The sequence below is a fragment of the Leucobacter chironomi DSM 19883 genome, from assembly GCF_000421845.1.
In the GTDB taxonomy this organism is placed as follows: Bacteria; Actinomycetota; Actinomycetes; order Actinomycetales; family Microbacteriaceae; genus Leucobacter; species Leucobacter chironomi.
This window is the reverse complement of sequence record NZ_ATXU01000002.1, coordinates 272,072-296,448: the sequence shown is the minus strand read 5'-3', so window position 1 is coordinate 296,448 and position 24,377 is coordinate 272,072. Positions and strand designations below refer to the sequence as shown.

General features: G+C 67.8%; 23 protein-coding genes, 3 tRNA genes and 2 pseudogenes. 19 read left to right on the top strand and 9 right to left on the bottom strand.

Annotated elements, in window-relative coordinates; genetic code table 11:
* Positions 1 to 5 precede the first annotated feature (5 nt).
* From H629_RS14710 to H629_RS15060, 6 genes are all read right to left on the bottom strand, one after another.
* The gene (locus tag H629_RS14710) at positions 6 to 452 is read right to left on the bottom strand and encodes an HIT family protein (RefSeq protein WP_076623882.1); all 447 of its coding nucleotides are present in this window, start codon (positions 450 to 452) and stop codon (positions 6 to 8) included.
* Entirely contained in the window at positions 449 to 1,300 is an 852-nt protein-coding gene (locus H629_RS0103240; RefSeq protein ID WP_024355919.1) for a macro domain-containing protein, read from the bottom strand. The genes H629_RS14710 and H629_RS0103240 overlap by 4 nt, the downstream gene beginning before the upstream one ends.
* A complete protein-coding gene (locus H629_RS14705) occupies positions 1,301 to 1,810 on the bottom strand; it encodes a TIR domain-containing protein (RefSeq protein WP_076623878.1) in 510 nt (169 codons plus the stop codon).
* Between the two features lie 80 nt (positions 1,811 to 1,890).
* Entirely contained in the window at positions 1,891 to 3,045 is a 1,155-nt protein-coding gene (locus H629_RS0103235) for an XRE family transcriptional regulator (protein WP_051137793.1), read from the bottom strand.
* A complete protein-coding gene (locus tag H629_RS15065) occupies positions 3,032 to 3,814 on the bottom strand; it encodes a hypothetical protein (RefSeq protein ID WP_152485628.1) in 783 nt (260 codons plus the stop codon). The genes H629_RS0103235 and H629_RS15065 overlap by 14 nt, the downstream gene beginning before the upstream one ends.
* Positions 3,815 to 3,935: 121 nt before the next feature.
* Positions 3,936 to 4,241 carry a helix-turn-helix domain-containing protein gene (locus H629_RS15060; RefSeq protein ID WP_076623875.1) on the bottom strand — a complete coding sequence of 102 codons (306 nt, stop codon included), beginning with the start codon at positions 4,239 to 4,241 and terminating at the stop codon, positions 3,936 to 3,938.
* Between the two features lie 273 nt (positions 4,242 to 4,514).
* Between H629_RS15060 and thrS the strand changes: the two genes are divergently transcribed.
* From thrS to H629_RS0103205, 5 genes are all read left to right on the top strand, one after another.
* Positions 4,515 to 6,482 (top strand): threonine--tRNA ligase, encoded by a 1,968-nt coding sequence (thrS, locus tag H629_RS0103225; RefSeq protein ID WP_024355917.1) that lies wholly within the window; start codon positions 4,515 to 4,517, stop codon positions 6,480 to 6,482.
* Between the two features lie 41 nt (positions 6,483 to 6,523).
* Positions 6,524 to 7,027 (top strand): HIT family protein, encoded by a 504-nt coding sequence (locus tag H629_RS0103220; protein WP_240471023.1) that lies wholly within the window; start codon positions 6,524 to 6,526, stop codon positions 7,025 to 7,027.
* Between the two features lie 274 nt (positions 7,028 to 7,301).
* Positions 7,302 to 8,066, top strand: a complete 765-nt coding sequence (locus H629_RS0103215; RefSeq protein ID WP_024355915.1) for a YebC/PmpR family DNA-binding transcriptional regulator — start codon at positions 7,302 to 7,304, stop codon at positions 8,064 to 8,066.
* 98 nt (positions 8,067 to 8,164) lie between these two features.
* The gene (gene ruvC, locus H629_RS0103210; protein WP_024355914.1) at positions 8,165 to 8,767 is read left to right on the top strand and encodes a crossover junction endodeoxyribonuclease RuvC; all 603 of its coding nucleotides are present in this window, start codon (positions 8,165 to 8,167) and stop codon (positions 8,765 to 8,767) included.
* A gap of 219 nt (positions 8,768 to 8,986) precedes the next feature.
* Entirely contained in the window at positions 8,987 to 10,042 is a 1,056-nt protein-coding gene (locus H629_RS0103205; protein ID WP_024355913.1) for a 2,3-butanediol dehydrogenase, read from the top strand.
* Between the two features lie 85 nt (positions 10,043 to 10,127).
* Here H629_RS0103205 and H629_RS0103200 read toward each other — a convergent pair.
* Positions 10,128 to 10,667, bottom strand: a pseudogene (locus tag H629_RS0103200) (trimeric intracellular cation channel family protein); the annotation flags it as partial.
* A gap of 90 nt (positions 10,668 to 10,757) precedes the next feature.
* A pseudogene (locus H629_RS15770) lies at positions 10,758 to 11,084 on the bottom strand (TRIC cation channel family protein); the annotation flags it as partial.
* 27 nt (positions 11,085 to 11,111) lie between these two features.
* Here H629_RS15770 and recO point away from each other — a divergent pair.
* The 9 genes from recO to H629_RS0103155 all read left to right on the top strand — a co-directional run bounded on the left by recO (position 11,112) and on the right by H629_RS0103155 (position 18,962).
* Positions 11,112 to 11,834, top strand: coding sequence for a DNA repair protein RecO (gene recO, locus H629_RS0103195; protein WP_024355911.1), 723 nt, complete (start codon positions 11,112 to 11,114; stop codon positions 11,832 to 11,834).
* Between the two features lie 10 nt (positions 11,835 to 11,844).
* Complete coding sequence (locus H629_RS0103190) at positions 11,845 to 12,624, top strand: isoprenyl transferase (RefSeq protein ID WP_024355910.1); 780 nt, start codon at positions 11,845 to 11,847, stop codon at positions 12,622 to 12,624.
* A 196-nt stretch (positions 12,625 to 12,820) separates the two neighbouring features.
* Entirely contained in the window at positions 12,821 to 14,017 is a 1,197-nt protein-coding gene (gene dusB / locus H629_RS0103185; RefSeq protein WP_024355909.1) for a tRNA dihydrouridine synthase DusB, read from the top strand.
* A complete protein-coding gene (locus H629_RS0103180; RefSeq protein WP_024355908.1) occupies positions 14,010 to 15,269 on the top strand; it encodes a deoxyguanosinetriphosphate triphosphohydrolase in 1,260 nt (419 codons plus the stop codon). Before dusB ends, H629_RS0103180 begins: the two co-directional genes overlap by 8 nt.
* Positions 15,270 to 15,309: 40 nt before the next feature.
* Positions 15,310 to 17,181, top strand: a complete 1,872-nt coding sequence (gene dnaG / locus H629_RS0103175; protein WP_024355907.1) for a DNA primase — start codon at positions 15,310 to 15,312, stop codon at positions 17,179 to 17,181.
* Positions 17,182 to 17,192: 11 nt separating this feature from the next.
* Complete coding sequence (locus tag H629_RS0103170; protein WP_024355906.1) at positions 17,193 to 18,041, top strand: ABC transporter ATP-binding protein; 849 nt, start codon at positions 17,193 to 17,195, stop codon at positions 18,039 to 18,041.
* A gap of 92 nt (positions 18,042 to 18,133) precedes the next feature.
* A tRNA-Asn gene (locus H629_RS0103165) sits at positions 18,134 to 18,206 on the top strand.
* Between the two features lie 56 nt (positions 18,207 to 18,262).
* Positions 18,263 to 18,814: a gamma carbonic anhydrase family protein gene (locus H629_RS0103160; RefSeq protein WP_024355905.1), complete on the top strand. Its 552-nt coding sequence runs from the start codon at positions 18,263 to 18,265 to the stop codon at positions 18,812 to 18,814.
* Between the two features lie 77 nt (positions 18,815 to 18,891).
* Positions 18,892 to 18,962, top strand: a tRNA-Gly gene (locus H629_RS0103155).
* Positions 18,963 to 19,178: 216 nt separating this feature from the next.
* Here H629_RS0103155 and H629_RS0103150 read toward each other — a convergent pair.
* Positions 19,179 to 19,808 (bottom strand): phosphoribosyltransferase, encoded by a 630-nt coding sequence (locus H629_RS0103150; protein WP_029746524.1) that lies wholly within the window; start codon positions 19,806 to 19,808, stop codon positions 19,179 to 19,181.
* Positions 19,809 to 19,977: 169 nt separating this feature from the next.
* Between H629_RS0103150 and H629_RS0103145 the strand changes: the two genes are divergently transcribed.
* The 5 genes from H629_RS0103145 to clpX all read left to right on the top strand — a co-directional run bounded on the left by H629_RS0103145 (position 19,978) and on the right by clpX (position 24,304).
* Positions 19,978 to 20,055 (top strand) — tRNA-Pro (locus H629_RS0103145).
* Positions 20,056 to 20,106: 51 nt separating this feature from the next.
* Positions 20,107 to 21,465, top strand: a complete 1,359-nt coding sequence (tig, locus tag H629_RS0103140; RefSeq protein ID WP_024355904.1) for a trigger factor — start codon at positions 20,107 to 20,109, stop codon at positions 21,463 to 21,465.
* A gap of 129 nt (positions 21,466 to 21,594) precedes the next feature.
* A complete protein-coding gene (locus tag H629_RS0103135; RefSeq protein WP_276202538.1) occupies positions 21,595 to 22,215 on the top strand; it encodes an ATP-dependent Clp protease proteolytic subunit in 621 nt (206 codons plus the stop codon).
* Between the two features lie 27 nt (positions 22,216 to 22,242).
* A complete protein-coding gene (locus H629_RS0103130) occupies positions 22,243 to 22,881 on the top strand; it encodes an ATP-dependent Clp protease proteolytic subunit (protein WP_024355902.1) in 639 nt (212 codons plus the stop codon).
* A 151-nt stretch (positions 22,882 to 23,032) separates the two neighbouring features.
* On the top strand, positions 23,033 to 24,304 hold the full coding sequence (clpX, locus tag H629_RS0103125; protein WP_024355901.1) for an ATP-dependent Clp protease ATP-binding subunit ClpX: 1,272 nt from the start codon (positions 23,033 to 23,035) through the stop codon (positions 24,302 to 24,304).
* Positions 24,305 to 24,377: the final 73 nt, after the last annotated feature.

The following is a 24,377-nucleotide window of genomic DNA, read 5'->3' as shown; positions in this document are numbered from 1 at the left end:
GACGTCTACGAAGACGGCCAGTGGGCTCGAACTTGCTTGGCAATGAGTTCTGTCTTGGCGAGAGGGAGCTCTTCAACGGGACCCCATTCGGTGCCGCCAGAGTCCAGGGTTCCTGCGACGTGGAAGTGAACGTGCCTGATCGACTGGCTTGCGGCCTCACCGTTGTTCTGCCAGACGGAGATACCTGGACGCTGGTAAGCGGCATCGATAGCCGTCGCTGCGTTCCTTACCTCGACCATCAGCGCCGCACACTCATCGTCTGTCAAGTCGAGAATGGTCTCTCTGTGCCTGGTAGGGATGACGAGAAGGTGCGGTTTCCCACGCTGTTCCTGCGTAACCATAACCGCTGTCAACGTGTTCCTTGTTACGAAGGTGAACGGTCGACTTCCTTTGAGGTAGGCGCAGAACGCGCACGGCTGCGCGTCAGGAAGCCGAATAGCTGACTCACTCACGACGGCCTCATCGATGACAGGAACGCTTGGAGTTCGAGCCTGTCCAGGCGATCGAAATCCCTCGGATGCACCACTATTCGCAGCTGATCGCACACCTTCTTCGTTCGCGACGCGAACATGAAGGACATCACGATAAAGCGGATCGAGTCTTGCGCCGGCATGACCTGTGACAACCGGGACTGTCCTCCGCCGATGACGGGGACAGCTACCGCAGTTCCGTTCGCGGTCCGCGAGACCTCTTCCCACAACGACGCAAGACTTCGCCAGATCCCATCCGGCGTGCTCTGTGCTTCGTTAGCCTCGTTCATCTCGCTGTACGCCAAGAAGTAGAGGCGGTGAGAACCGTTTCGAAGCGTGGCCACGGCCCCAACGCCGTACTTCTCAGTCTTCCCGTGCTTCTGGATCGTCGCCTTTACCGTCTTGCCCTGCAACGCCGCGGCGAGTTCGCGGTCCAGTTGATCCGTATCGCCACCGTAGAGGCGTTCGAGCGCCTGACCTTGAACGCTGTTCTTCGCGATGATGTTAGGAACGGACGTATCGAACGTGTCGCAGGTACCCACCACGATGTTGCTGTCCTGCGCGAACAAATCGCCCTTCACAATCTCAATCATCGTGTTCGGTGAGTTGTAGTCCTGCCGGATGGGGCGCGGCCAAGCACGGACAAGTCCGTACCCGATCGAAACGACAGCAATGATGATGGCGAGCGGCCACCCCTCGATCGGAAGACTCCCGAAGATGAAGTTGGTCAGTTCGAGCAGAACCGCAAGAACTCCGACTGCGGAGAACGTTTGGATGAGGAACCAACGCCAGAAGCGCCACGTGCGCAGATCGTGTGCAAGGTCTCTCATCTATAGGCCGAGCGTCGCGTAAGTTCCGGACGGATACTGGTGCGGTCCCGAATTATTGCTGGTTCCAAACTGGACTGCGTAGTCGTCAAGCGCATGCTTGATGATCTTAGGCTGGAACGACACTGACACCGTGTAATAGTTTGCGTTCAATAGCGGTGCCGGTATGAAGTTCTTGTTGACGGTACGACCACTATCAAGATTCGCGATGACCACCGGAAGATTGAACTCCATCATCACCTTAATCTCATGCGCGAGAAACGAGACACCGTCTCCGCCTTTTCGTCTAGCGTCACCACTCCCGAGAAGAACCACCTGTTTGGCGTTCTTCATTCGTTCGCGCAGATTACGCTTGATCGTTTCAGGCTGGCTCGTATCGCGCGAAACGTACAGGGTGTGAGCATCATAGAAATTGAAGTCGAAGTTGGGATTTGCTTTCCATGCTTCCATCAGACGGTACTTGCCGATGTCCTCGCTGGCGAAAGCGACATAGGTTTTATTGCGGTAACTCATTGTTTCCTCTTTAAATCTGGAACTGGGTAGGGCTGCGGAAAGATGTAGATAGATCGACGGTCCTGGGTCGATGAGCTGAATCAAACTAGTCTTAGAGTTGGCCGCTCGTCTGCGTCGCCGAGCATGCGGCGGACTTGGGCTGGTTTCCAGGCGAGTTCCTGAGCCAAGGATGCGATGGTGACGCCGTTTGCTTCGGCCATCTCGACGGCGCGGCGAAGGAGCGAAGGAACCTCACCGGGAAACTGGTAAACGGGCTGGGTTGCGATCACACCTTGCTCTGAGAGCTGGTTCAGCTGAATGTATGCGCGCCGAGCGGTGGCGTCGGATAGCAGGCCGACCTCTCTGCTCCTGTAGATGAGGGACTTGATGGATACCCCCCATTGTTCGCTCAACTGGTTCAGCTTTCGAAAGTCGATCCGCCGAGGGAGTAGGTCTTGGATCACCAAACTTGGTGTCAGGAACTCGGCGGCGAATCGGTCCGCTTCTCGTTCCAATGCGGGGTCACCGCCGGCGAGTTCGCCATGCATGACGAGGTGTCCGAGTTCGTGTGCAGCGGTGAAGCGGTGTCGGTAGATGTCGTTCGCACGGTCAGGTGACAGGACGATGATCGGTCGCGACAGCGAAAGTGTGGAGAACGCGTCGATGCGGGCAACTTCGTCTTCGGCGAAGGGGACCAAGACTGCGACGATGCCCTGATTCTCGATGGTGCGCACGAGATGCGGGATCGGTTCCGCGCCTAGCCTCCATGCCTTGCGTAGTGCCCGCGCGGCCGCTGTTGGGTCGTTTGGGAATACACCAGGTTCTACCTCACCGCCAACGAAGCCGGGCAGGTTCACGGGTGGCAAGCGGACGTGCTTCTCGACTGCATGAACCAACTCCCACAGTTGCTCCGTATAGGACACTGCCTTGGCGCGCTGTTTCGCCGTCGTGGCTCGAAGGCTCCGGAAGAAGGCATCGGCTGTCTCAAGCCGAGCGAGCGGCCGACCGGCGGCGAAGAACTCTCGCGGAACGTCAAGTTCTCGGGCTAGAAGCGGGATGAGTTCCGCGCGGGGTGGCGTGGCGCCGGATTCATATTGCCCAATAGCGGCTGCCGAGACGCCAAGTGGTTCTGCGAGACTCTGCTTCGTGCGCAACGCGAGTTGTCGAGCTTGCCGCAGACGGTCACCATCGAAGGTCTTTGCGATGTCGAGATCAGTGGGGGGCGCGACCGGTCTGCTCGAATCACGGGAGATCATCTGATGCACCCCCAGTTCCCGTGTCAGGGACGCCCTCGGTCTCCACGTTGGTACTCGGCAGTTCGCCCGGCTTCAGAAGCGTTAGGTCACTCTCAGGAAGAGGTGCGTCATCGAATCGTGCCGAGGAAGGCTCGCCAAGGCCAACCAGGGCAACTCCTTCTCCATCGAGCAGGTGCAGCATCAACTCTTCGCGATAGTGCCAGGTGACGAGCCCGGATGATTCAAGAGTCGCCTCGCCGACATAGACGTGCTGGAGCCCGCCACGAGCGGACACGTCGTAGGCAACGAGGGAGGCCCGCGTAGCGGAGCCGAAGGAACCATCCTTGACAGAGGCGTCTAGGTCACCACCTAGTTCTAGTTCGAACTCCAACTGTTCCTGCATGTTGCGGCTAGCGTCGTCTTCAAGGGAGAAAACTCGGCGACGGAAATCCGAGCGGCCTAGCCTAATTCGGTCAGCGCCGGACGATCCACGTCCACACTTGGCCGGAAAGATCAAGGTGCCATCGAAAACCACCAGGTCGTAACGGCTGCCTGTCGGCCGGATCACCTCGCGCCCAGGCAGGAATGCAAGGTGAGCCGATACCTCCTCAGGCAAGATCACCCAAAACGAGCCGTATGCCTCGTTCGAGGCCAGTTGGCTTCCGGTCTTGGCGTCGAGGGAGCGCTCGTGAGCTGCACGACCGGCCTTAGCGAGCGCAAGCATCACACTCTGGCTGTGCTCTCCGAAGTGACGGTTGAACCACGGAGAAGGTTCGGGCAACTCGTTCATCGACGCTCCTGACGCTAGGTGACACCTCAATCCTAGCACTGGCGCTTTAGAACTGCGCAGAAATCGGTCACTGTGACTTTCGGCGTGTCGAGCCCAGCATCCAAACCTGTTGCCCTTGGTCTCAGGTTGTTGGTCTCCTTCCTCGGGGACGAAGGGTTACGCCTTCAGCAACTACGGCGTTGCGTACGGTCTTCGGGTCGATGCCGAGACGATCGGCGACCTCCTGCAACGTGTGCCCGTCGCGGTAGAGGATGGCCGCGCTCGCACGGCGATCGTTGTTCAGCCCTGTTGACCGCAACTGTCCACCAGAACGTAGGACGAAGGCCGGAATCGTTCCGCGATGCACGCCGTACTTCACGGCGATGATTCGGACGGGCATCCCAGCCTCATAGTCCGCGACCAGTTCCATGCGCTGCTCGATGGTCAATCGTGTTTGAGACTTCGCCGGATTTTTCGCGACCGCGCCTCGCGAATCGTGCCTCTTAGGACTTCGCCCCCTCGGTACGCGCCGCTCGGAACCCCTGAGCACACAGGAAATCAACGATCTCAGCGCCGGGCGCTTGTTTGAGAATCGCTTGGGAAGGCCCACCGCAGCACGAAGGCCCCCGAGAGATCGGGGGCCTTCGTCGTTCCCGGGCGACCGCGGCTCACCCGGTAGAATCGTGGGGTTAGTGCTTCCGTCTCGAAGGAGTGTGCCCCAGTGGCCGATGGCTTCTCCCTGTTCACCGATCGCTCGATCGTCGCCATGCGCGTCAACGGCGAACTCAAGGATCTCGCGACGACGGTCACCGAGACGGACACGGTCGAGCCCGTCGCGATCGACTCGGAGGACGGGCTGAACATCCTGCGTCACTCCGCCGCGCACGTGCTCGCGCAGGCGGTGCAGCGCATTAACCCGGAGGCGAAGCTCGGCATCGGCCCGCCCATCAGCGACGGCTTCTACTACGACTTCGACCCGGCCGCGCCGTTCACCCCCGAGGATCTCAAGGCGATCTCGGCGGAGATGCAGAAGATCGTGAAGCAGGGCCAGCGCTTCGTGCGCCGCGTCGTCACCGAGGCCGAGGCCCGCGAGGAGCTTGCGAACGAGCCGTACAAGCTCGAACTGATCGGGCTCAAGGGCGGTGCGGATCAGGGCTCCGACAACGAGAACGTCGAGGTCGGCGGCGCCGAGCTCACCATCTACGACAACGTCGACCCGAAGACGGGCGAGCTGTGCTGGAAGGACCTGTGCCGCGGCCCGCACGTGCCCAGCACCCGCGTCATCGGCAACGGCTGGGCGCTCATGCGCTCGGCGGGCGCCTACTGGCGCGGCAGCGAGAAGAACCCGATGCTGCAGCGCATCTACGGCACCGCGTGGCCCACGAAGGACGAACTGCGCGAGTACCAGACCCGGCTCGAGGAGGCCGCGAAGCGCGACCACCGCAAGCTGGGCGTCGAACTCGACCTGTTCAGCTTCCCCGACGAAATCGGCTCGGGCCTCGCGGTGTTCCACCCGAAGGGCGGCATCATCCGCCACGAGATCGAGACGTTCATGCGCAGCGAGCTGCTGAGGAACGGCTACGAGGTGGTCAACAGCCCCCACATCACCAAGGGCACGCTGTTCGAGACTAGCCAGCACCTCAACTGGTACAAGGACGGCATGTTCCCGGCGATGCACCTCGACGAGGTGACCGACGGCGAGGGCCACGTGGTCAAGCAGGGCCAGGACTACTACCTGAAGCCCATGAACTGCCCGTTCCACAACCTCATCTTCCGGGCCCGCGCGCGCAGCTACCGCGAGCTGCCGCTGCGCCTGGCCGAGTTCGGCACGGTGTACCGCTACGAGAAGAGCGGCACGCTCTCCGGTCTCACCCGCGTGCGCGGCCTCACCCAGGACGACGCGCACATCTACGTCACCGACGAGCAGGTGAAGGACGAGATCAAGCGCCAGTTGGAGTTCGTCTTCGCGACGCTGCGCGCCTACGGCCTCGACGACTTCTACCTCGAGCTCTCCACCCGGGATCCCGAGAAGTCGGTGGGCACCGAGGAGCAGTGGGCCGTCGCCGAGCAGACGCTTCGCGAGGTGGGCGAGGAGTCGGGTCTCGAGCTCGTCGCCGACCCCGGCGGGGCCGCGTTCTACGGGCCGAAGATCTCGGTGCAGGCGCGCGACGCGATCGGCCGCACCTGGCAGCTCTCGACCGTGCAGCTCGACTTCAACCAGCCCGAGCTCTTCGAACTCGAGTACGCGGCCGCCGACGGCACCCGCAAGCAGCCGGTGATGATCCACCGCGCCCTGCTCGGCTCTGTGGAGCGCTTCTTCGCGATCCTGCTGGAGCACTACGCCGGCGCGTTCCCGGTGTGGCTGTCGCCGGTGCAGGTGGTCGGTATCCCCGTCGCCGAGCAGTACGGCGAGTACCTCGACGGCGTGATCGCGCAGCTGCGTGAACGCGGCGTGCGCGCCGAGGTCGATCACGGCGACGACCGCATGCCTAAGAAGATCCGCACGCACACCAAGGCGAAGGTGCCGTTCCAGCTCATCGCGGGCGAGGACGACCGGGCCGCGGGCGCTGTGAGCTTCCGCTTCCGCGACGGCTCGCAGTTGAACGGCGTGCCGGTCGACGAGGCCGTCGACCGGATCCTGCGCGCGATCGAGACCCACGAGCAGGTGTCGACGGCGTGGACCGAGTAGAGACCCTGAGCGAGACCGCCGCCGTCGGCACCCCCGACGACATGCAGCGGCTGTGGGTGCCGCACCGCATGGTCTACGTGCAGGATCACCACCAGCCCGATCGCAGCGACTGCCCGTTCTGCGCCGCCCCGGCGCGCAGCGACGAGGACGCCCTCATCGTGGCGCGCGGCGAGACGGCCTACGTGCTGCTCAACCTGTTCCCGTACAACACCGGGCACATGCTGGTCTGCCCCTACCGCCACATCTCGCAGTACGACGAGGCGACTCCCGAGGAGGTCGCCGAGATCGGCGCGCTCACCCAGACCGCGATGCGGGTCGCGCGCGAAGTGCTGGGCTGCGAGGGCTTCAACCTCGGCATGAACCAGGGTCAGATCGCGGGCGCGGGGATCGCGGCGCACCTGCACCAGCACATCGTGCCGCGCTGGGCTTCCGACGCGAACTTCTTCCCGATCATCGCGAAGACGAAGGCGCTGCCGCAGCTGCTCGGCGACGTGCGCGCATCGATCGCCGCCGCCTGGCCCGTGGACCCTGGGCCGGCCGCCTAGGGCGTGTCTCGCGGATCCTTGACCTACTGCGCGCGCCTGTTCGGGGCGCCTCGCTGCGTCCGCGCCTGTGGGCGCGGCGGCCCGGGCGAGCAGCGCTGCCGCGCCGCTCATCACGCCCGGGACCGCATCAGATTTACACCCAGCAAACCGTCCTCCTCCGCCTTGCAAGGCACCCCGCCCAGGCGCTGCTCGCAACGGCGACGATCCACGAGACACACCCGAACCGAACCTAGAATGATCTACTGAACTTTAACCGACAGGAACAGGAGCTCCCGTGTCCGGACACTCCAAGTGGGCGACCACGAAGCACAAGAAGGCGATCATCGACTCGCGTCGAGCGAAGGCCTTCGCCAAGTACATCAAGGTGATCGAGGTCGCGGCCCGTATCGGCGGCGCCGACCTCTCGGGCAACCCCGCCCTCGCCGACGCCGTGCACAAGGCCAAGAAGAACTCGGTGCCGGGCGACAACATCGACCGCGCCATCAAGCGCGGCGCCGGCCTCGACGGCGACGCCGTCGAGTACATGACGATCATGTACGAAGGCTACGGCCCGAACGGCGTCGCCCTCATGATCGAGTGCCTCACCGACAACAAGAACCGCGCCGCAGCCGAGGTGCGCACGGCGCTCAGCCGCAACGGCGGCACTCTCGCCGACCCCGGCAGCGTCGCGTACAACTTCGCGCGCAAGGGCGTGCTCACCGTCCCCGCGGCGAACACCACCGAGGACGACGTGCTCATGGCCGTGCTCGACGCCGGCGCCGAGGAGGTCGTGCCCACCCCGAACGGCGAGGCCTTCGAGGTGTTCACCGAGGCGTCCGACCTCGTCGCCGCCCGCACCGCGCTCGTCGACGCCGGCATCGACTACGAGTCGGCCGAGGCCGAGTTCGTGCCGAACCTCAAGGTCGAGATCGACGCCGACACCGCGCGCAAGGTGTTCCGTCTGATCGACGCGCTCGAGGACAGCGACGACGTGCAGAACGTCTTCTCGAACTTCGACCTGTCCGCCGAGGTGCAGGCCGAGCTCGAGAACGACGAGTAGGCTCCGCTTCGACACGGCGACGGCCGGGCACTCGGCGCTTCCGATGCCCGGCCGTCGCCGTCCCCGCACTCTCCACCGATCGACGAAGGGCCACCGGCATGCGCATCATCGGCATCGACCCGGGTCTCACGCGCTGCGGCGTCGGGATCGTCACCGCGGGCCCCTCGCGCAAGGTGGCCTTCGAACACGTCGAGGTGCTGCGCAGCGCGGCTGATATGCCGCTGCCGGAGCGCCTCCACCGCATCGGCGCGAGCATCGCGCGCCTCCTCGACGGCGAGAAGCCCGCGGGCATCGCACTGGAGCGCGTGTTCGCGCAGGACAATGTCGCCAGCGTCATGGGCGTCGCCCAGATCAGCGGCGTGGTCATGTATCTCGCCGAGGAGCGGGGCATCCCCGTCGCCCTCTACACTCCGAACGAGGTGAAGGCGCAGGTCACCGGCTACGGCAGTGCGGACAAGGCGCAGGTGACGACCATGGTCACGCGGTTGCTCGGGTTGGGAGCCCCGCCGAAACCCGCCGACGCGGCCGACGCGCTCGCGCTTGCGATCACCCACGCCTGGCACCTGGGCCGCGGCGGGGCCGCCACGCGCATGGAGCGCTTCGATCGCTCCGCCGCTGCGCCGGCGGGCGAGACGCCGGCGCAGCGCGCGTGGCGCGAAGCCGAGTCGAAGCTCGGGCGACGGCGCGGCGCGCGGTCCTGATCCCGCGTCTTCGGCGATGCCGGCCGGCCGTCGAGCGTCACGCGATCCCGGCCGTCGAGCGCCACGCGATCCTGAGCCCCGCGCGGGTGACCGGCGTAGACTGGCGAGTGCGACCGAATCGACCGGTTCGGCCAGCACCAGACGGAACTCTCGACGGCCGGCGTCGATCGGCCGGCGTCGTCTCGGGTTCCGTGCGCACGCGATCAGGAGGGAACCCAGATGAAAGCCGCACGCTTCCACGGACGCAAGGACATTCGGATCGAGGAGGTACCGGAGCCGGAACTGCGGCCGGGCGCCGTGGCCATCGATGTGGCCTGGTGCGGCATCTGCGGCACCGACCTGCACGAGTACCTCGACGGCCCCATCTTCTGCCCCGCGCCGGGCCATCCGCATCCGCTGTCGCACGAGGAGTCGCCCGTCACCCTCGGTCACGAGTTCTCGGGCACGGTGAGCGCCCTCGGCGAAGGGGTCGCCGATCTCGCCGTCGGAGACTCGGTCGTGGTCGAGCCGTACTTCGTGTGCGACGAGTGCGGTCCCTGCAGAGCCGGCAACTACCACCTGTGCGAGAAGATGGGCTTCATCGGCCTCGCGGGCGGCGGGGGCGGCCTGAGCGAGAAGATCGTGGTGGATCGCCGCTGGGTGCACCCGATCGGCGACATCCCGCTCGACCAGGCGGCGCTCATCGAGCCGCTGTCGGTCGCGCACCACGCGGTTCGCCGCTCGGACGCGAGCGCCGGCGATGTCGCGCTCGTGGGCGGCGCCGGCCCGATCGGGCTGCTCGTGGCCGCGGTGCTCAAGGCAGAGGGTGTGACCGTCATCATGAGCGAGCTGAGCGACGCCCGCAAGGCGAAGGCGCGCGAGACCGGCGTGGCCGATCACGTCATCGATCCCTCGCAAGAGGATCTCATCGCACGCGTGCGCGAGATCACCGGGGGCGTCGGCGCCGACGTGGCGTTCGAGTGCACGAGCGTCAACGCGGTGCTTGATCAGCTGTTCGACGCAGTGAAGCCGACCGGCGTGATCGTGAACGTCTCGATCTGGGGCAAGCCCGCCCAGCTCGACATGCAGAAGCTCGTGCTCAAGGAGATCGACCTGCGCGGCACGATCGCGTACGTGCGCGACCACGCCGCGACGATCAGGCTCGTGCAGGAGGGCAAGGTGGATCTCGAGCCGTTCATCACGGGCCGCATCGCCCTCGACGACTTGATCGACGAGGGTTTCGACACTCTCATCAATCGCAACGAGACCGCGGTGAAGATCATCGTGCACCCGTAGGGCGACGATATCCGCGGCGGAGCCCGCCGCGGGCGAGGGGGCGGCATCGCGGAGGCGGTGCCGCCCCCTCGCCGCATCGGGGCGCCTACCGGCGGGGTCGGCGGGGCCGCGGCCCGCCGGCTTCGGCGTCATCGCCGGCGTCGTCGACGTCGGACGGAGCGTCGTCGGTGTCGTGGGCGGCAGCGGGATCGGGAAGCACGATCGGCAGCGTGATGGCTCCCGTCTGCAGGGCCTCGTCGATGACCTGCTCGACCTGGCGCTGGCGGCGCAGCTTGACCCGGCTGAGAGCGCGCTGCTCGGGCAGGCTCCACCCGAAGCGCACGGCGAGCAGCCGCACGGCCGTCGTCACGACCACGCACACGACGCCGCAGATCACGACCGGCACGTCGAAGGCCAGCAGGACGGTGAGCACCGAGACCCCCACCAGGCTCGCGACCGCGTAGAGCGACCCAACGTGCATCACGGCGATCGGCAGGTTGAGCATCACGTCGCGCAGCGCGCCGCCGCCGACGGCGGAGACCACGCCGATGAAGAGGGAGGGCACGATCGGCAACCCCATCGCGAGCGCCTTCGTGGTGCCGATGGCGCCGAACATGCCGATGCCGATCGCGTCGAGCAGCGAGATGAACGGGTCGAGGCGGCGGAACACGCGGGGCAGCAGCATGCCGAGCAGCGCGGCGCCGATCGCCACGATCAGGTAGAGGTTGTTCGAGAACGCGGCGGGCGTCGTGCCGAGCAGCATATCGCGCAGCAGGCCGCCCCCGATGCCGGTCGCCACGCCGATGAACGCGACGCCGAGCAGGTCGATGCGCTTGAATCCCGCCGCGAAGAGGGCGCCCTGCAGACTGCCGGCGGCCACCGCGACGAGGTCGGCGGCGAGCGGGGTCTGGAACGTCTGGTCGAGCACCCGTCCATTCTCGCGCACTCGCCCGGACCGGCGCAGGGCGTCCTCGGCGGGAGTCGGGGAGGGGCGGGGATCCCGGCGGATCGCGGATCGCGGATGCGCCGGGGGGGGCGAGCCCGAGCCCGCGGCACCCGGCATGCGGCCGCCGAATGCGAGAATGGTCGGGTGCCCCTCTACCGCGAAGAAGGCGTCGTGCTGCGCACCCACAAGCTGGGCGAGGCCGACCGCATCGTCACGCTGCTCACGCGCGGGCGCGGGCTGCTGCGCGCCGTCGCGAAGGGCGTGCGCCGCACCTCGTCGAAGTTCGGTGCGCGGCTCGAGCCCTTCATGGTGGCCGACATCCAGTGCTTCGAGGGGCGCAGTCTCGACACCATCACGCAGGCCGAGACGCTGGGCGCCTACGGTCCCGCGATCAGCGCCGACTACGATCGCTACCGCGCCGGCAGCGTCATGGTGGAGACCGCTGAGCGCCTCGCGGAGGGTGCGCCGTCGCGCGAGCAGTACGCCCTGCTCGTGGGGGCGCTGCGCACGCTCGCGGCCGCGAGGATCCCGTCGGAGCTCGTGCGCGACGGCTATCTGCTGCGCGCGATGAGCCTTGGGGGGTGGACCCCCGGTTTCGACAGCTGCGTGAACTGCGGCGCCCCCGGCCCGCACACCGCGGTCGCCGTGCAGCTGGGCGGCGTGACCTGCGAGAACTGCCGCCTGCCGGGCTCGCCGCGGCTCGACCCCGGGTCCGTGTCACTGCTCGCAGCGCTGCTCGCAGGGGACTGGGACGCCTCGCTCGCGAGCGGCGAGCGGGAACGCGGCCAGGCGGCCGGGATCGCGGCGGCCTACTCCCAGTTCCACCTCGAGCGCGGGCTGCGCTCGATCCACACCCGCCGCCAATAGACTTTCACCCATGCATCACGCCCCGGACAGCCTGGTCCCCGTCGATTGGACCGGCGAGCAGCCGCCCGCCTTCACCGGCCCGCCCCCGCAGCACGTGGCGATCGTGATGGACGGCAACGGACGCTGGGCGAATCGCCGCGGACTGCCGCGCGTCGAGGGGCACCGCATGGGGGAGCAGGCGCTGCTCGACGTGGTCGCCGGCGCTGTCCAGGCCGGGGTGAAGCACCTGAGCGTGTACGCGTTCTCGACCGAGAACTGGCGTCGTTCGCCCGACGAGGTGCGCTTCCTGATGGGCTTCAACCGCGATGTGCTGCGCCGCCGCCGCGCTCAGCTCGACGCCTGGAACGTGCGGATGCGCTGGGCGGGTCGGCGGCCGCGACTGTGGGGCTCGGTCATCAGCGAGCTGAAGGCGTCGGAGCGCGCGACGGCCGGCAACACGGGGCTGACGCTCACGATGTGCGTCAACTACGGGGGCCGCAACGAGCTCACCGACGCGGTGCGGGCGGTCGCGGCGGAGGTCGAGGCGGGTCGGCTGAGTTCGCGCGGGATCACGGAGCGCACGATCGAGCGCCACCTCTACGTGCCGGAACTGCCGGACGTGGACCTGTTCCTGCGCAGTTCGGGGGAGCAGCGCATCAGCAACTTCATGCTGTGGCAGTCGGCGTACGCCGAGATGGTGTTCCTCGACACGCTGTGGCCGGATTTCGGGCGGCAGGAGCTGTGGCGCGCGATCCAGATCTACCACGCGCGCGACCGCCGCTTCGGCGGCGCCGTCGACCAGCCCTCCTGACCGGGCCACCGTCGGTCATCCGCCGAGAGGCGGATTTCGCAGGTATGATTGCGGCCCGCAATGCGAAACCCGCCTCTCGGCGCCGACAGCACGCGTCGGGAGGCCTGATGGTCAGGGTGCCTCGGGAGTCTGACCGTCAGGGCGCCTCGGGAGCCTGCGGGAGAACCGGGGACGAGTCTGAGAGAATGGGGTGGTTATGACTTCTCAGACCCTGACCGGTTCGCCGCTGCGCATCGGGCCGCTCGAACTCGACGTGCCGGTGGTGCTGGCGCCCATGGCCGGCATCACGAACACCGCCTTCCGCCGGCTCTGCCGCGAGTACGGCGCGGGCCTCTACGTGAGCGAGATGATCACGAGCCGCGCTCTCGTCGAGCGCACGCCCGCCTCGCTGCGCCTCATCAAGCACCACGAGAGCGAGACGCCGCGCTCGATCCAGCTCTACGGGGTCGACCCGAAGACCGTGGCCGAGGCGGTGCGCTTCCTCGTCGACCAGGACCTCGCCGACCACATCGACCTCAACTTCGGCTGCCCCGTGCCGAAGGTGACCCGCAAGGGCGGCGGATCCGCGCTGCCGTGGAAGCGTGACCTGTTCGAGGCGATCGTCACGGGCGCCGTGCAGGCCGCAGGCGACATCCCGCTCACCGTCAAGATGCGCAAGGGCATCGACCCCGATCACCTCACCTACCTCGACGCGGCGAAGGCCGCCGAGCAGGCGGGGGTGGCGGCGATCGCGCTGCACGGCCGCACCGCCAACGAGTTCTACTCGGGGCACGCCGACTGGAGTGCGATCGCAACCCTCAAGCAGACCATCACGAGCGTGCCGATCCTCGGCAACGGCGATATCTGGTCGGCCGACGACGCGATCCGCATGGTGCGCGAGACCGGCTGCGACGGCGTCGTCGTGGGCCGCGGCTGCCTGGGACGGCCCTGGCTGTTCGGAGATCTCGCCGCCGCGTTCCGCGCGGAGGCGGGGGAGATCAGCCGCGAGGAGGCCGAGGCGTCGATGGCGCGGCCCCCGCTCGGCTTCGTGATGGATGCGATGCGCCGGCACACCGAGCTGCTCGTCGAGTTCTTCGACGGCGAGGAGGATCGCGCCTGCCGCGACATCCGCAAGCACGTCGCCTGGTACTACAAGGGCTACGGCGTGGGCGGCGACACCCGGCGCGCCCTGGCGGCGGTCGAGTCGCTGGAGCAGATGGACGAGATCTTCGCGACGATGGACGCCTCGATGCCCTACCCGGGAGAGGGGGCGGAGGGGCAGCGCGGCCGGGCCGGCAGCCCGAAGCGGGTGCACCTGCCGGACGGCTGGCTCGACAACCGCACGACCGATCTCGCCGCCCGCGCGGTGGTCGCCGAGGCGGAGCGGGTCGACGGAGGATCCGACGGTGGCTGATCCCGCGCTCCCCGCGGGCTACACGGCCGCCGACGCCGAGCGTTTCGTCCCCGAGCAGCACAGCGGTCACCGCAGCGACTTCGCGCGGGATCGCGCCCGCGTGCTGCACTCGAGCGGTTGGCGGCGGCTCGCCGCGAAGACGCAGGTGCTGAGCCCGACGGCCGGCGTCGACTTCGCGCGCAACCGCCTCACGCACTCGCTCGAGGTGGCGCAGATCGGCCGCGAGCTCGCGGTGGCGCTCGGCGTCTCGCAGGACGTCGTCGACACGGCCTGCCTCGCGCACGACCTGGGGCATCCGCCGTTCGGTCACAACGGCGAGCGGGCGCTGAGCGAGTGGATGGCCGACTTCGGCGGCTTCGAGGGCAACGCGCAGACCCTGCGCATCCTCACCCGCCTCGAACCGAAGCACTTCGCCGCCGACGGCGAGAGCGCGGGCCTCAACCTGACGCGGGCCACGCTCGACGCGAGCTGCAAGTATCCGTGGGCGCTCTCGGAGGCGGAGCCTGGCAGCGCGAAGTTCGGCTACTTCGCCGACGACGCACCCGTCTTCGATTGGCTGCGACGGGGAGCGCCCGAGCGCCGCAAGTGCGTCGAGGCGCAGGTGATGGATCTCTCGGACGACATCGCGTACTCGGTGCACGACTTCGAGGACGCGATCGTGGCGGAGCACATCGATCCGCAGTTCCTCACGGCCCGCTCCGGCCACGGCGCGCTCATCCGCGCCGTCGCGGAGTGGGCGGGCGGCAGCTACACCGCCGACGAGCTGGGGGCCGCGTTCGATCGCATGTCGGAGAGTGAGAACTGGCTCACCCGCTGGGACGGCTCGCGCCGGCACCAGGCCCAGCTCAAGAACTTCACGAGCGACATGATCGGCCGCTTCGCCCGCGTCGCGATCGCTGCCACGCTCGACGCGGCCGACGGCCGCCCGCTCGCGCGCTACGGCGCCGAGGTGGTCGTGCCGCGCGAGATCCGGGCCGAGATCGCGGTGCTCAAGGGGGTGGTGGCCGCGTTCGTGATGCAGAGCGGACGGCGCCAGCCCACGTATCGTCGGCAGCGCGGCCTGCTCATCGAGCTGCTGCACACGCTCTGGGAGACCGGGGCGCACGAACTCGAACCGGCCTACGCGGCCGATCTGCGGGCTGCGTCCGACGAGGCGACGGCCAGGCGCGCAGTGGTGGATCAGGTGGCCTCGCTCACCGATCAGTCGGCGATCGCCTGGTACAAGCGCCTCTGCGACGCACCGCTGGCGTAGCGTGACGGGCTCCCGAGCGGGAACTGGCTAGACTGCAGCTATGGCAGGGCGGATCCGGGCGAGCGACATCGAGGAAGTGAAGCGCCGCACCAATCTCGCCGATCTGGTGGGCGACTACGTCACCCTGAAGAACGCCGGGATCGACTCGATGAAGGGCCTGTGCCCGTTCCACGACGAGCGCAGCCCGAGCTTCCACGTGCGGCCCGCGCTCGGCTACTACCACTGCTTCGGCTGCGGCGAATCGGGCGACGCCTTCACCTTCCTGCAGCGGATGGACCATCTCAGTTTCTCGGAGTCGGTGGAGCGCCTCGCGGCCCGCATCCACTACGTGCTCACCTACGAGGAGGGCGGCGAACGTCGGCAGGACGGACCGAACCGGGCCCGGCTGCTCGCCGCCAACCAGGCCGCCGGCGCCTACTGCGTCGCTCAGCTCGCCAGCGACGAGGGCGCGGCCGGCCGCGAGTTCCTGTCGCAGCGCGGCTTCGATCCGGCGGCCTGCGAGCGTTTCGGCGTCGGTTACGCGCCGCGCGGCTGGAACCACCTCACCGATCATCTGCGGCAGCAGGGCTTCACCCCGCAGGAGCTCACGCAGGCCGGGCTCGTCTCCGAGGGGCAGCGCGGCATCTACGACCGCTTCCGCGGGCGCGTCGTATGGCCCATCCGCGACACGAGCGGCCAGACCCTCGGCTTCGGCGCCCGCAAGCTCTACGACGACGACAACGGCCCCAAGTACCTCAACACGCCCGAGTCGCCGGTGTACCACAAGTCGCAGGTGCTCTACGGGCTCGACCTCGCGAAGAAGGCGATCTCGCGCGGCAAGCGCGCCATCGTGGTCGAGGGCTACACCGATGTGATGGCCTGTCACCTCGCGGGCGAGGAGGCGGCGGTCGCCACCTGTGGCACCGCCTTCGGCAAGGACCACATCGCGGTGCTGCGCCGTATCATGGGCGACGACGCCGCGGGCGAGGTCGTGTTCACCTTCGACCCGGACGAGGCCGGTCAGAAGGCCGCGCTGCGGGCGTTCAGCGAGGAGAAGCGGTTCACCGCGCAGACCTACGTGGCCGTCGCGCCGGGCGGCCTCGACCCCTGCGACCTGCGGCTGCACCGCGGAGACGACGCCGTGCGCGAGCTGTTCACGCGCAAGACGCCGCTGTTCGAGTTCGCGCTGCGCCAGGCCGTCTCCCGCTTCGACCTCAACAGCGTCGAGGGCCGGGTGAACGGGCTGCGCGCCGCGGCGCCCATCATCGCCGAAATCAAGGACCCCTCGCTGCGACCCGGCTACACGCGGGAGCTGGCGCGCATGCTCGGCAGCGAGCTGGCCGAGGTGCAGCAGGCGGTGCGCGCGGCGGAGCGGAACCCGCGCGGACGGGGCGGATCCGGCCCCCAGCACGACCCGGTCCAGGCGGGGCCCGGCCCCGCGCCCGACCCCGCCCGTCCCCGCATCGGTCTCTCCTCGCTGCGCAACTCCCCGACGACCTGGCTCGAACGTGACGCCCTGATGGCGATGCTGCAGCAGAGCGAGGCAGTGGGGGCCGAGCTGCTGCAGCAGGCCGTCACCGCGCAGGTGAGCGAGCCGAATCTGCGCGTGGTGCGCGACGCCGTCGCCGAGGCGCTGCCAGCACTCGGGACGCCGGCCTGGCTCGACACCGTGATCGGATCCGCACCCGAGAGCCACCGCGGCCTCGTACGCGAGCTCGCGATCGCCCCCGTGCCGCAGCGCAAACCCGAGCTGATCGCGGCCTACGCCCGCGACGTGGTGATCTCGCTGCTCGACCGCGACCTGCTCGCGCTGAAGCAGGAGCTGCTGGCGCGCCACCAGCGCATCGGCGACTCCGCCGACCCCGGCGCGCGCCGCATCCAGCAGCAGCTCGTCGCGCTGGAGGCTGCGCGACGCGGTCTGCGCGAGGAGTAAGATCGTCAACCATGGCACACCCGGTACTCGACGCTGATCCGACGGTACAGGTCTCCGACCTTTCGCTCGCATACCCGGCGCACGCCGGCGGGCGCGCGTTCCAGGCGGTGGAGGGGGTCAGCTTCGAGGTGGCCCGCGGCGAGGTCGTGGGGCTGCTCGGCGAGAGCGGATCCGGCAAGTCGACGCTCACCCGCTTCCTCGCCGGCCGCGCCGCCGACGCGGGGGAGAAGGCGGCCCGCATCAAACTCACGGGCGGGGCCGCGACGGTGTTCGACGTGCCCATGCGCCGACTGGGGCGACGCACTCGGTCGCGGCTCACCGCCTACGTCGGCCACCTCGCGCAGGACGCCGGCGCGACGCTCACACCCGAGCTGAACGTGGGCGACATCCTCTTCGAACCGATCGTGGAGCGCAGCAAGCACTTCGACCGCGAGGCCCTCGGCGAGCGCATCGCCGAGATGATGGACATCGTCGCGCTGCCCCTCGCGAAGCTGCAGGAGTACCCGTACGAGCTGTCGAAGGGACAGCGCCAGCGGGTCGCCGTGATGCGCTCGCTGATGCTCGATCCCGCCCTGCTCATCGCCGACGAGCCCACGCTCGGCGTCGACGCCAACAACCGTCCGAAGATCGTCGAGCTGCTGCGCTGGTACCGCGAGCGCACGAACGCGACGATGCTGCTCATCAGCCACGACATCGGCATGCTCGAAGCGCTCGTGCAGGAGGTGCTCGTCATGCAGCACGGTCGCCTGGTGGGGCAGGGCGACATCAACGAGATCTTCAGGCACGCCGATCACGGTTACGTGCAGCGGCTCGCGCAGGCGCTGCGGGCGACCGCCTACGACGAGATCGCCGACGAGTAGACGGCTCCGGCCGCGCCTCGCCCGGGGTGCCCGCACCGATTTGCACCGCTTCGATCACGCTTGCTAACATAGAAGGGTTGCTGCGGCAATGATCCCCTGTAGCTCAGTTGGCAGAGCGCTTGACTGTTAATCAGGATGTCGCTGGTTCGAGCCCAGCCGGGGGAGCAATCGAAACCCTCACCGTCACGGTGAGGGTTTTCTGCTATCCGAGGGAGGATCCGATGCAGCACCCCGACCACCACGGCCGCATCATCGCGGTCGAACCGTACGGCGCTCCGAGCGTGCACGAGTCGAGCTGGATCGCCCCCGGCGCCGTCGTCGTCGGCGACGTCACCATCGGCGCTGAGGCGAGTGTCTGGTACAACGCCGTCGTGCGCGGCGACTCAAACTCCGTGCGCATCGGCGCGCGCAGCAACGTGCAGGACGGCGTGGTGATCCACACCCAGCGCGGCGAGGGCGGTGCCGCCGTGATCGGCGACGACGTCTCCATCGGCCACAACGCCGTCGTGCACGGCGCCGTCATTGAGAACGGCTGCCTCATCGGCATGAACTCGACGGTGCTGAGCGGTGCCGTGGTGGGGGAGGGATCGCTCATCGCGGCCGGGGCGCTCGTGCCGCAGGGCGCCGTGATCCCGCCACGCTCCCTCGTCGCCGGCATTCCCGGCCGCGTGGTGCGGGAACTGCGAGAGGCGGATCGCGAGAGCGTGCGGCAGAACGCCGACGTCTACGCCGCGTACACCGACAACCACCGCGCCGCCACGCGCGAGCCGTGACCCCGATGTACTGAGGGGCACCCGTGATGCACTATGATCGGTGAGGTGCTTCGGCACACCCCAGCTGCTCGCAGCTCGGGGCTGTAGCTCAATGGTAGAGCCCCAGTCTTCCAAACTGGTTACGCGGGTTCGATTCCCGTCAGCCCCTCCGCAGAGACCCTCCTTCTCACGAAGGAGGGTTTCGTGTTTCGGGGCTGCCGGGAATCTTCCAGAACCCGGAACTGGCGCCGAGGGCGGCACCAGCGGCGTGGCCGCGCAACGCTGGCGCGTTGCCCCGAGCGGCCGGCCGGGGTTCGATTCCCGTCAGCCCCTCCGCAGAGACCCTCCTTCTCACGAAGGAGGGTTTCGTGTTTCGGGGCTGGGCCTACTCGGTCAGCAGGCGCACCACCTCTTCGTCTTCGACCTGGGTGAAGTCGGCGTAGAACTGGCCGACGGCCATGAAGTCCGCGGGTGCCAGGAGGCAGATGATCGCGTCGGCGGCGTCGAACTCCGCCAGCGCGTCGGGGGCCGCCACCGGCACGGCCAACACCACCCGCGCCGCTCCGCGCTCCCGCGCGATCCGGCACCCCACGGCCGCAGTGGCGCCCGTCGCCATCCCGTCGTCGACCACGATCGCGGTGCGCCCCGCCAGCGGTGCCGGCGGCCGGCCGTCCCTGAAACGCTCGACGCGCTGCGCGACTTCGGCCCGCTCTCGCCGCTCCGCACGTTCGAAGTCGGCCTCGGACACTCCGGCCGAGCGGATCACCCCCGGGTTCCGCACGATCGCGCCGCCCTCGCCGACGGCGCCCATGGCCACCTCTTCGTGGTGGGGCAGGCCGAGCTTGCGCACCACGAGCACGTCGAGCGGCGCTCGGATCCTGCGAGCCGCCTCCGCGGCCACGGGCACTCCGCCCCGGGGCAAGCCGAGCACGACCGTGTCCGCACCCGCGTAGTCGCGCGCCAGCCGCTCACCGAGCATACGGCCGGCCTCGATCCGATCCTGCAGGATTCGCATGGCGACTCACCTCGTCTTCCGGTCTACCCTCGTCACCCGTCCGCGTCAAGGAGGGAGCCTGCCTCTCCGGCGACGGGCGCCCGTCGGTATGCGTCTTTCGGGACAGTTTCGGCTAGACTTGCTCGGGTTGCGCGCGTTCGCGCGTCTCGACCGTGAAACCTGCCGGTTTCGGGGCGTAGCTCAGCTTGGCTAGAGCGCCCGCTTTGGGAGCGGGAGGTCGCAGGTTCGAATCCTGTCGCCCCGACCAGGGCCACCCGGCCCGAGAAGCAGCACGACACACCGACGATGAGAGGCCAAATTGCCGAAGACGACCGCTGAGAAGCTCACTCCGACCCGCGCCAAGCTGAGCGTCGAGGTCACGCTCGACGAACTGGAGCCGTACCTCAAGCAGGCGTACAAGACCATCGCCGAGCAGGTCTCGATTCCCGGTTTCCGCAAGGGCAAAGTGCCGGCCCAGATCATCGACCAGCGCGTCGGTCGTGAGGCCGTGGTGCAGGAGGCCGTGAACGCCTCGCTCGACGATTTCTACCAGTCCGCACTCGCCGAGGCCGACGAGCGCCCCATGGGCCGCCCGACCGCCGATGTCGAGCAGTGGCCCGACGCGCAGGACGAGAAGAGCACCCTCGTGCTCGCCTTCGAGGTCGAGGTGCGTCCCGAGTTCACCCTCCCCGACTACGACGGCATCGAGCTGACCGTCGACAACGCCGAGATCGACGACGAGGCCGTCGAGGCCGAGCTGACCAAGCTGCGCGAGCGCTTCGGCACCCTCGTGACCGTCGAGCGCCCCGCCAAGACGGGTGACTTCGTCGAGCTCGACCTCACCGCCAAGATCGACGGCAACGAGGTCGATCAGGCCAGCGGCGTCTCCTACGAGATCGGCGCGGGCAACCTGCTCGCCGGCACCGACGAGGCCATCGAGACTCTCACCGCCGGCGAATCGACCACCTTCACCTCGCAGCTGCTGGGCGGCGAGCACGAGGGCCGCGACGCGGAGGTCGAGGTCACCCTCACCGCGGTCAAGGAGCGCGAGCTTCCCGAGGCCGACGACGAGTTCGCCCAGCTGGCGAGCGAGTTCGACACCATCGCCGAGCTGCGCGAGAGCCTGAAGGATCAGGTCGCACGCGCCTCGGTCTTCGCTCAGGGCCAGCAGGCTCGCGACCTCTTCACCGAGACCCTCATCGAGAAGGCCGGCATCCCGGTCTCCGAGGAGCTCGTCGAGGAGGAGGTGCACCGTCACCTCGAGGGTGAGGGTCGTCTGGAGGACGACGAGCACCGCGCCGAGGTGCGCAAGTCGGCCGAGCAGCAGATCCAGCTGCAGCTGCTGCTCGACGCGATCGTCGAGGCCGAGGGCGTCACCCCCACGCAGAACGAGCTGTCGCAGTACATCTTCCAGTCGGCTCAGCAGTACGGCATGGAGCCCACCCAGTTCCTGCAGGCGATCAGCCAGGGCAACCAGATGGGCGTCATCCTCGGCGAGGTCACCCGCAACAAGGCGCTGGCGATCGCTCTCGCCAAGGCCAAGGTCGTCGACCAGGCCGGCAACGCGGTTGACCTGAGCGAGTTCACCGCGGTCGACTCCGACGACGAGGCCGCGGCCGAGGTCGTCGAAGAGGCCGAGGAGATCGTCGAAGAGGCCGAGGCGGCCGACGAGAAGTAACTCTCGCGTCTCGTTCGCGAGATCTGCGGATCCCCCGGAGCACTGAAATGTCAGTGGTCCGGGGGATCTTCGTATCCGGCGCCGAAACACGCCTAGGGCGAACACGGGCGCTCGATCCGCGTCGAGTCGATACGCTCGAATCAAGCAACTACGAAGGAGCACCGAATGGCAGAACAGACGCCACCGAACAGCGTGTTCGAACGCCTGCTGAAGGATCGCATCATCTGGCTCGGATCCGAGGTGCGCGACGACAACGCGAACGAGATCTGCGCCAAGATCCTGCTGCTCGCCGCCGAGGATCCCGAGTCCGACATCTACCTGTACATCAACTCGCCCGGCGGTTCGATCACCGCGGGCATGGCGATCTACGACACGATGTCGTTCGTGCCGAACGACATCGTGACGGTGGGCATCGGCATGGCGGCCTCCATGGGGCAGTTCCTGCTGACCGCGGGCACCAAGGGCAAGCGCTACATCACCCCGAACGCGCGCGTACTGCTGCACCAGCCGCACGGCGGCTTCGGCGGCACCGCGAGCGACATCCAGACCCAGGCCCAGCTCATCACCTCGATGAAGAACCGCCTCGCCGAGATCACCGCTGCTCAGACGGGCAAGACCGTCGAGCAGATCAACGAGGACGGCGACCGCGACCGCTGGTTCACGGCCGATGAGGCGCTGGCGTACGGCTTCGTCGATTTCATCCGCGACTCGGCGGCCGACGTGGTCGGCGGCGGCGGCACCAACCGGTAGGCGCGAAAGAAAGTGAACGAAGGTCATATGAAGATCGAGATGCCCAGCGCCCGCTACGTGCTGCCCTCCTTCGAGGAGCGCACCGCCTACGGCTACAAGCGCCAGGACCCCTACGCGAAACTGTTCGAGGATCGCATCATCTTCCTCGGCGTGCAGGTGGACGACGCCTCGGCCGACGACGTGATGGCGCAGCTGCTCGTGCTCGAGAGCCAGGATCCCGAGCGCGACATCACCATGTACATCAACTCGCCCGGCGGGTCGTTCACCGCTATGACGGCGATCTACGACACGATGCAGTACATCCGTCCGCACGTGCAGACGGTGTGCCTCGGGCAGGCCGCCTCCGCCGCTGCGGTGCTGCTCGCCGGAGGAACGCCGGGCAAGCGCCTGGCGCTGCCGAACGCGCGCGTGCTGATCCACCAGCCTTCGACGGGGCAGGCGGGTCACGGCCAGGCCTCCGACATCGAGATCCAGGCCCGCGAGATCCTGCGCATGCGCGAGTGGCTCGAGGAGACCCTGTCGAAGCACTCGAAGCGCAGCATCGAAGAGGTCAACCGCGACATCGATCGCGACAAGATCCTCAGCGCGCAGGAGGCCCTCGAGTACGGCCTCGTCGATCAGGTGCTGACCAGCCGCAAGAACCCGCAGCCAGTCATCTCCCAGTAAGTTCGACGGATCGCGGCGGGTTCGGGCCTTCCAGCCCGGACCCGCCGCCTCCGTCCGGCGGCCTTCGCACGGCGCGCCCCTCCGGTGAATGTCAGTGGTCCCGGATAGTCTCTGAGTGTCTCGTTTCCGTTCGAGTGTGAAGGAGCCCCGCATGGCGAGAATCGGCGAAAGCAGCGAGCTGCTCAAGTGCTCCTTCTGCGGCAAGTCGCAGAAGCAGGTGCAGCAGCTCATCGCCGGCCCGCAGATCTACATCTGCGACGAGTGCGTCGCGCTCTGCAACGAGATCATCGAAGAGCGCATGGCCGAGCACCAGAGCGCCGAACCCTCAGACTTCACGCTGCACAAGCCTCGCGAGATCGCCGAGTTCCTCGACGAGTACGTGATCGGCCAGGACCGCGCGAAGCAGTCGCTCGCGGTGGCCGTGTACAACCACTACAAGCGCGTGCGCGCCGCCTCCGCCCTCACGAGCGCCGACACCGCCTCCGAGCAGGTCGAGATCGCGAAGTCGAACATCCTGCTGATCGGCCCCACGGGCTGCGGCAAGACCTACCTCGCCCAGTCGCTCGCGCGTCAGCTGGGAGTGCCCTTCGCCGTCGCCGACGCGACGGCGCTCACCGAGGCCGGCTACGTCGGCGAAGACGTCGAGAACATCCTGCTGAAACTGCTGCAGGCCGCAGACTTCGACGTGCAGCGCGCCGAGACCGGCATCATCTACATCGACGAGATCGACAAGATCTCGCGCAAGGCCGAGAACCCCTCCATCACCCGCGACGTGTCGGGCGAGGGCGTGCAGCAGGCGCTGCTCAAGATCCTCGAGGGCACCGTCGCCTCGATCCCGCCGCAGGGCGGCCGCAAGCACCCCAACCAGGAGTTTCTGCAGCTCGACACCACGAACGTGCTCTTCATCGTCGCCGGCGCATTCGCCGGCCTCGAAGAGATCATCGGCTCTCGGCTCGGCAAGGGCGGCATCGGTTTCGGCGCGCCGGTGTCGAGCAAGCGCGACGACGACCGGCTCTTCGCCGAGGTGCAGCCCGAAGACCTGCACAAGTTCGGGCTCATCCCCGAGTTCATCGGCCGTCTGCCCGTCGTGGCCACCGTCGACCCGCTCGACGTGCCGGCGCTCACCCGCATCCTCACCGAGCCCCGCAACGCCCTCGTGAAGCAGTACCAGCGCATGTTCGAGATCGACGGAGTCGACCTCGAGTTCGAAGACGCGGCGCTCGAGGCGATCGCCGAGCAGGCTGTCGCCCGCAAGACCGGCGCGCGCGGTCTGCGTGCGATCCTCGAGACGCTGCTGGGGCCTGTGATGTTCGAGGTGCCCTCCGACGGCGACGTCACCAAGGTGATCGTCACCCGCGAGTCGGTGCTGGGCGAGGCGCCGCCGCGCATGCTCCAGTCGCATCGCGGCCGCGAGAGCGCCTGACAGTACGACACGCTATATCCCGACGCGCGCCTGCTCGCGAGAGCGCCTGACCGCAGCCTCGGCCCGGCTTCGC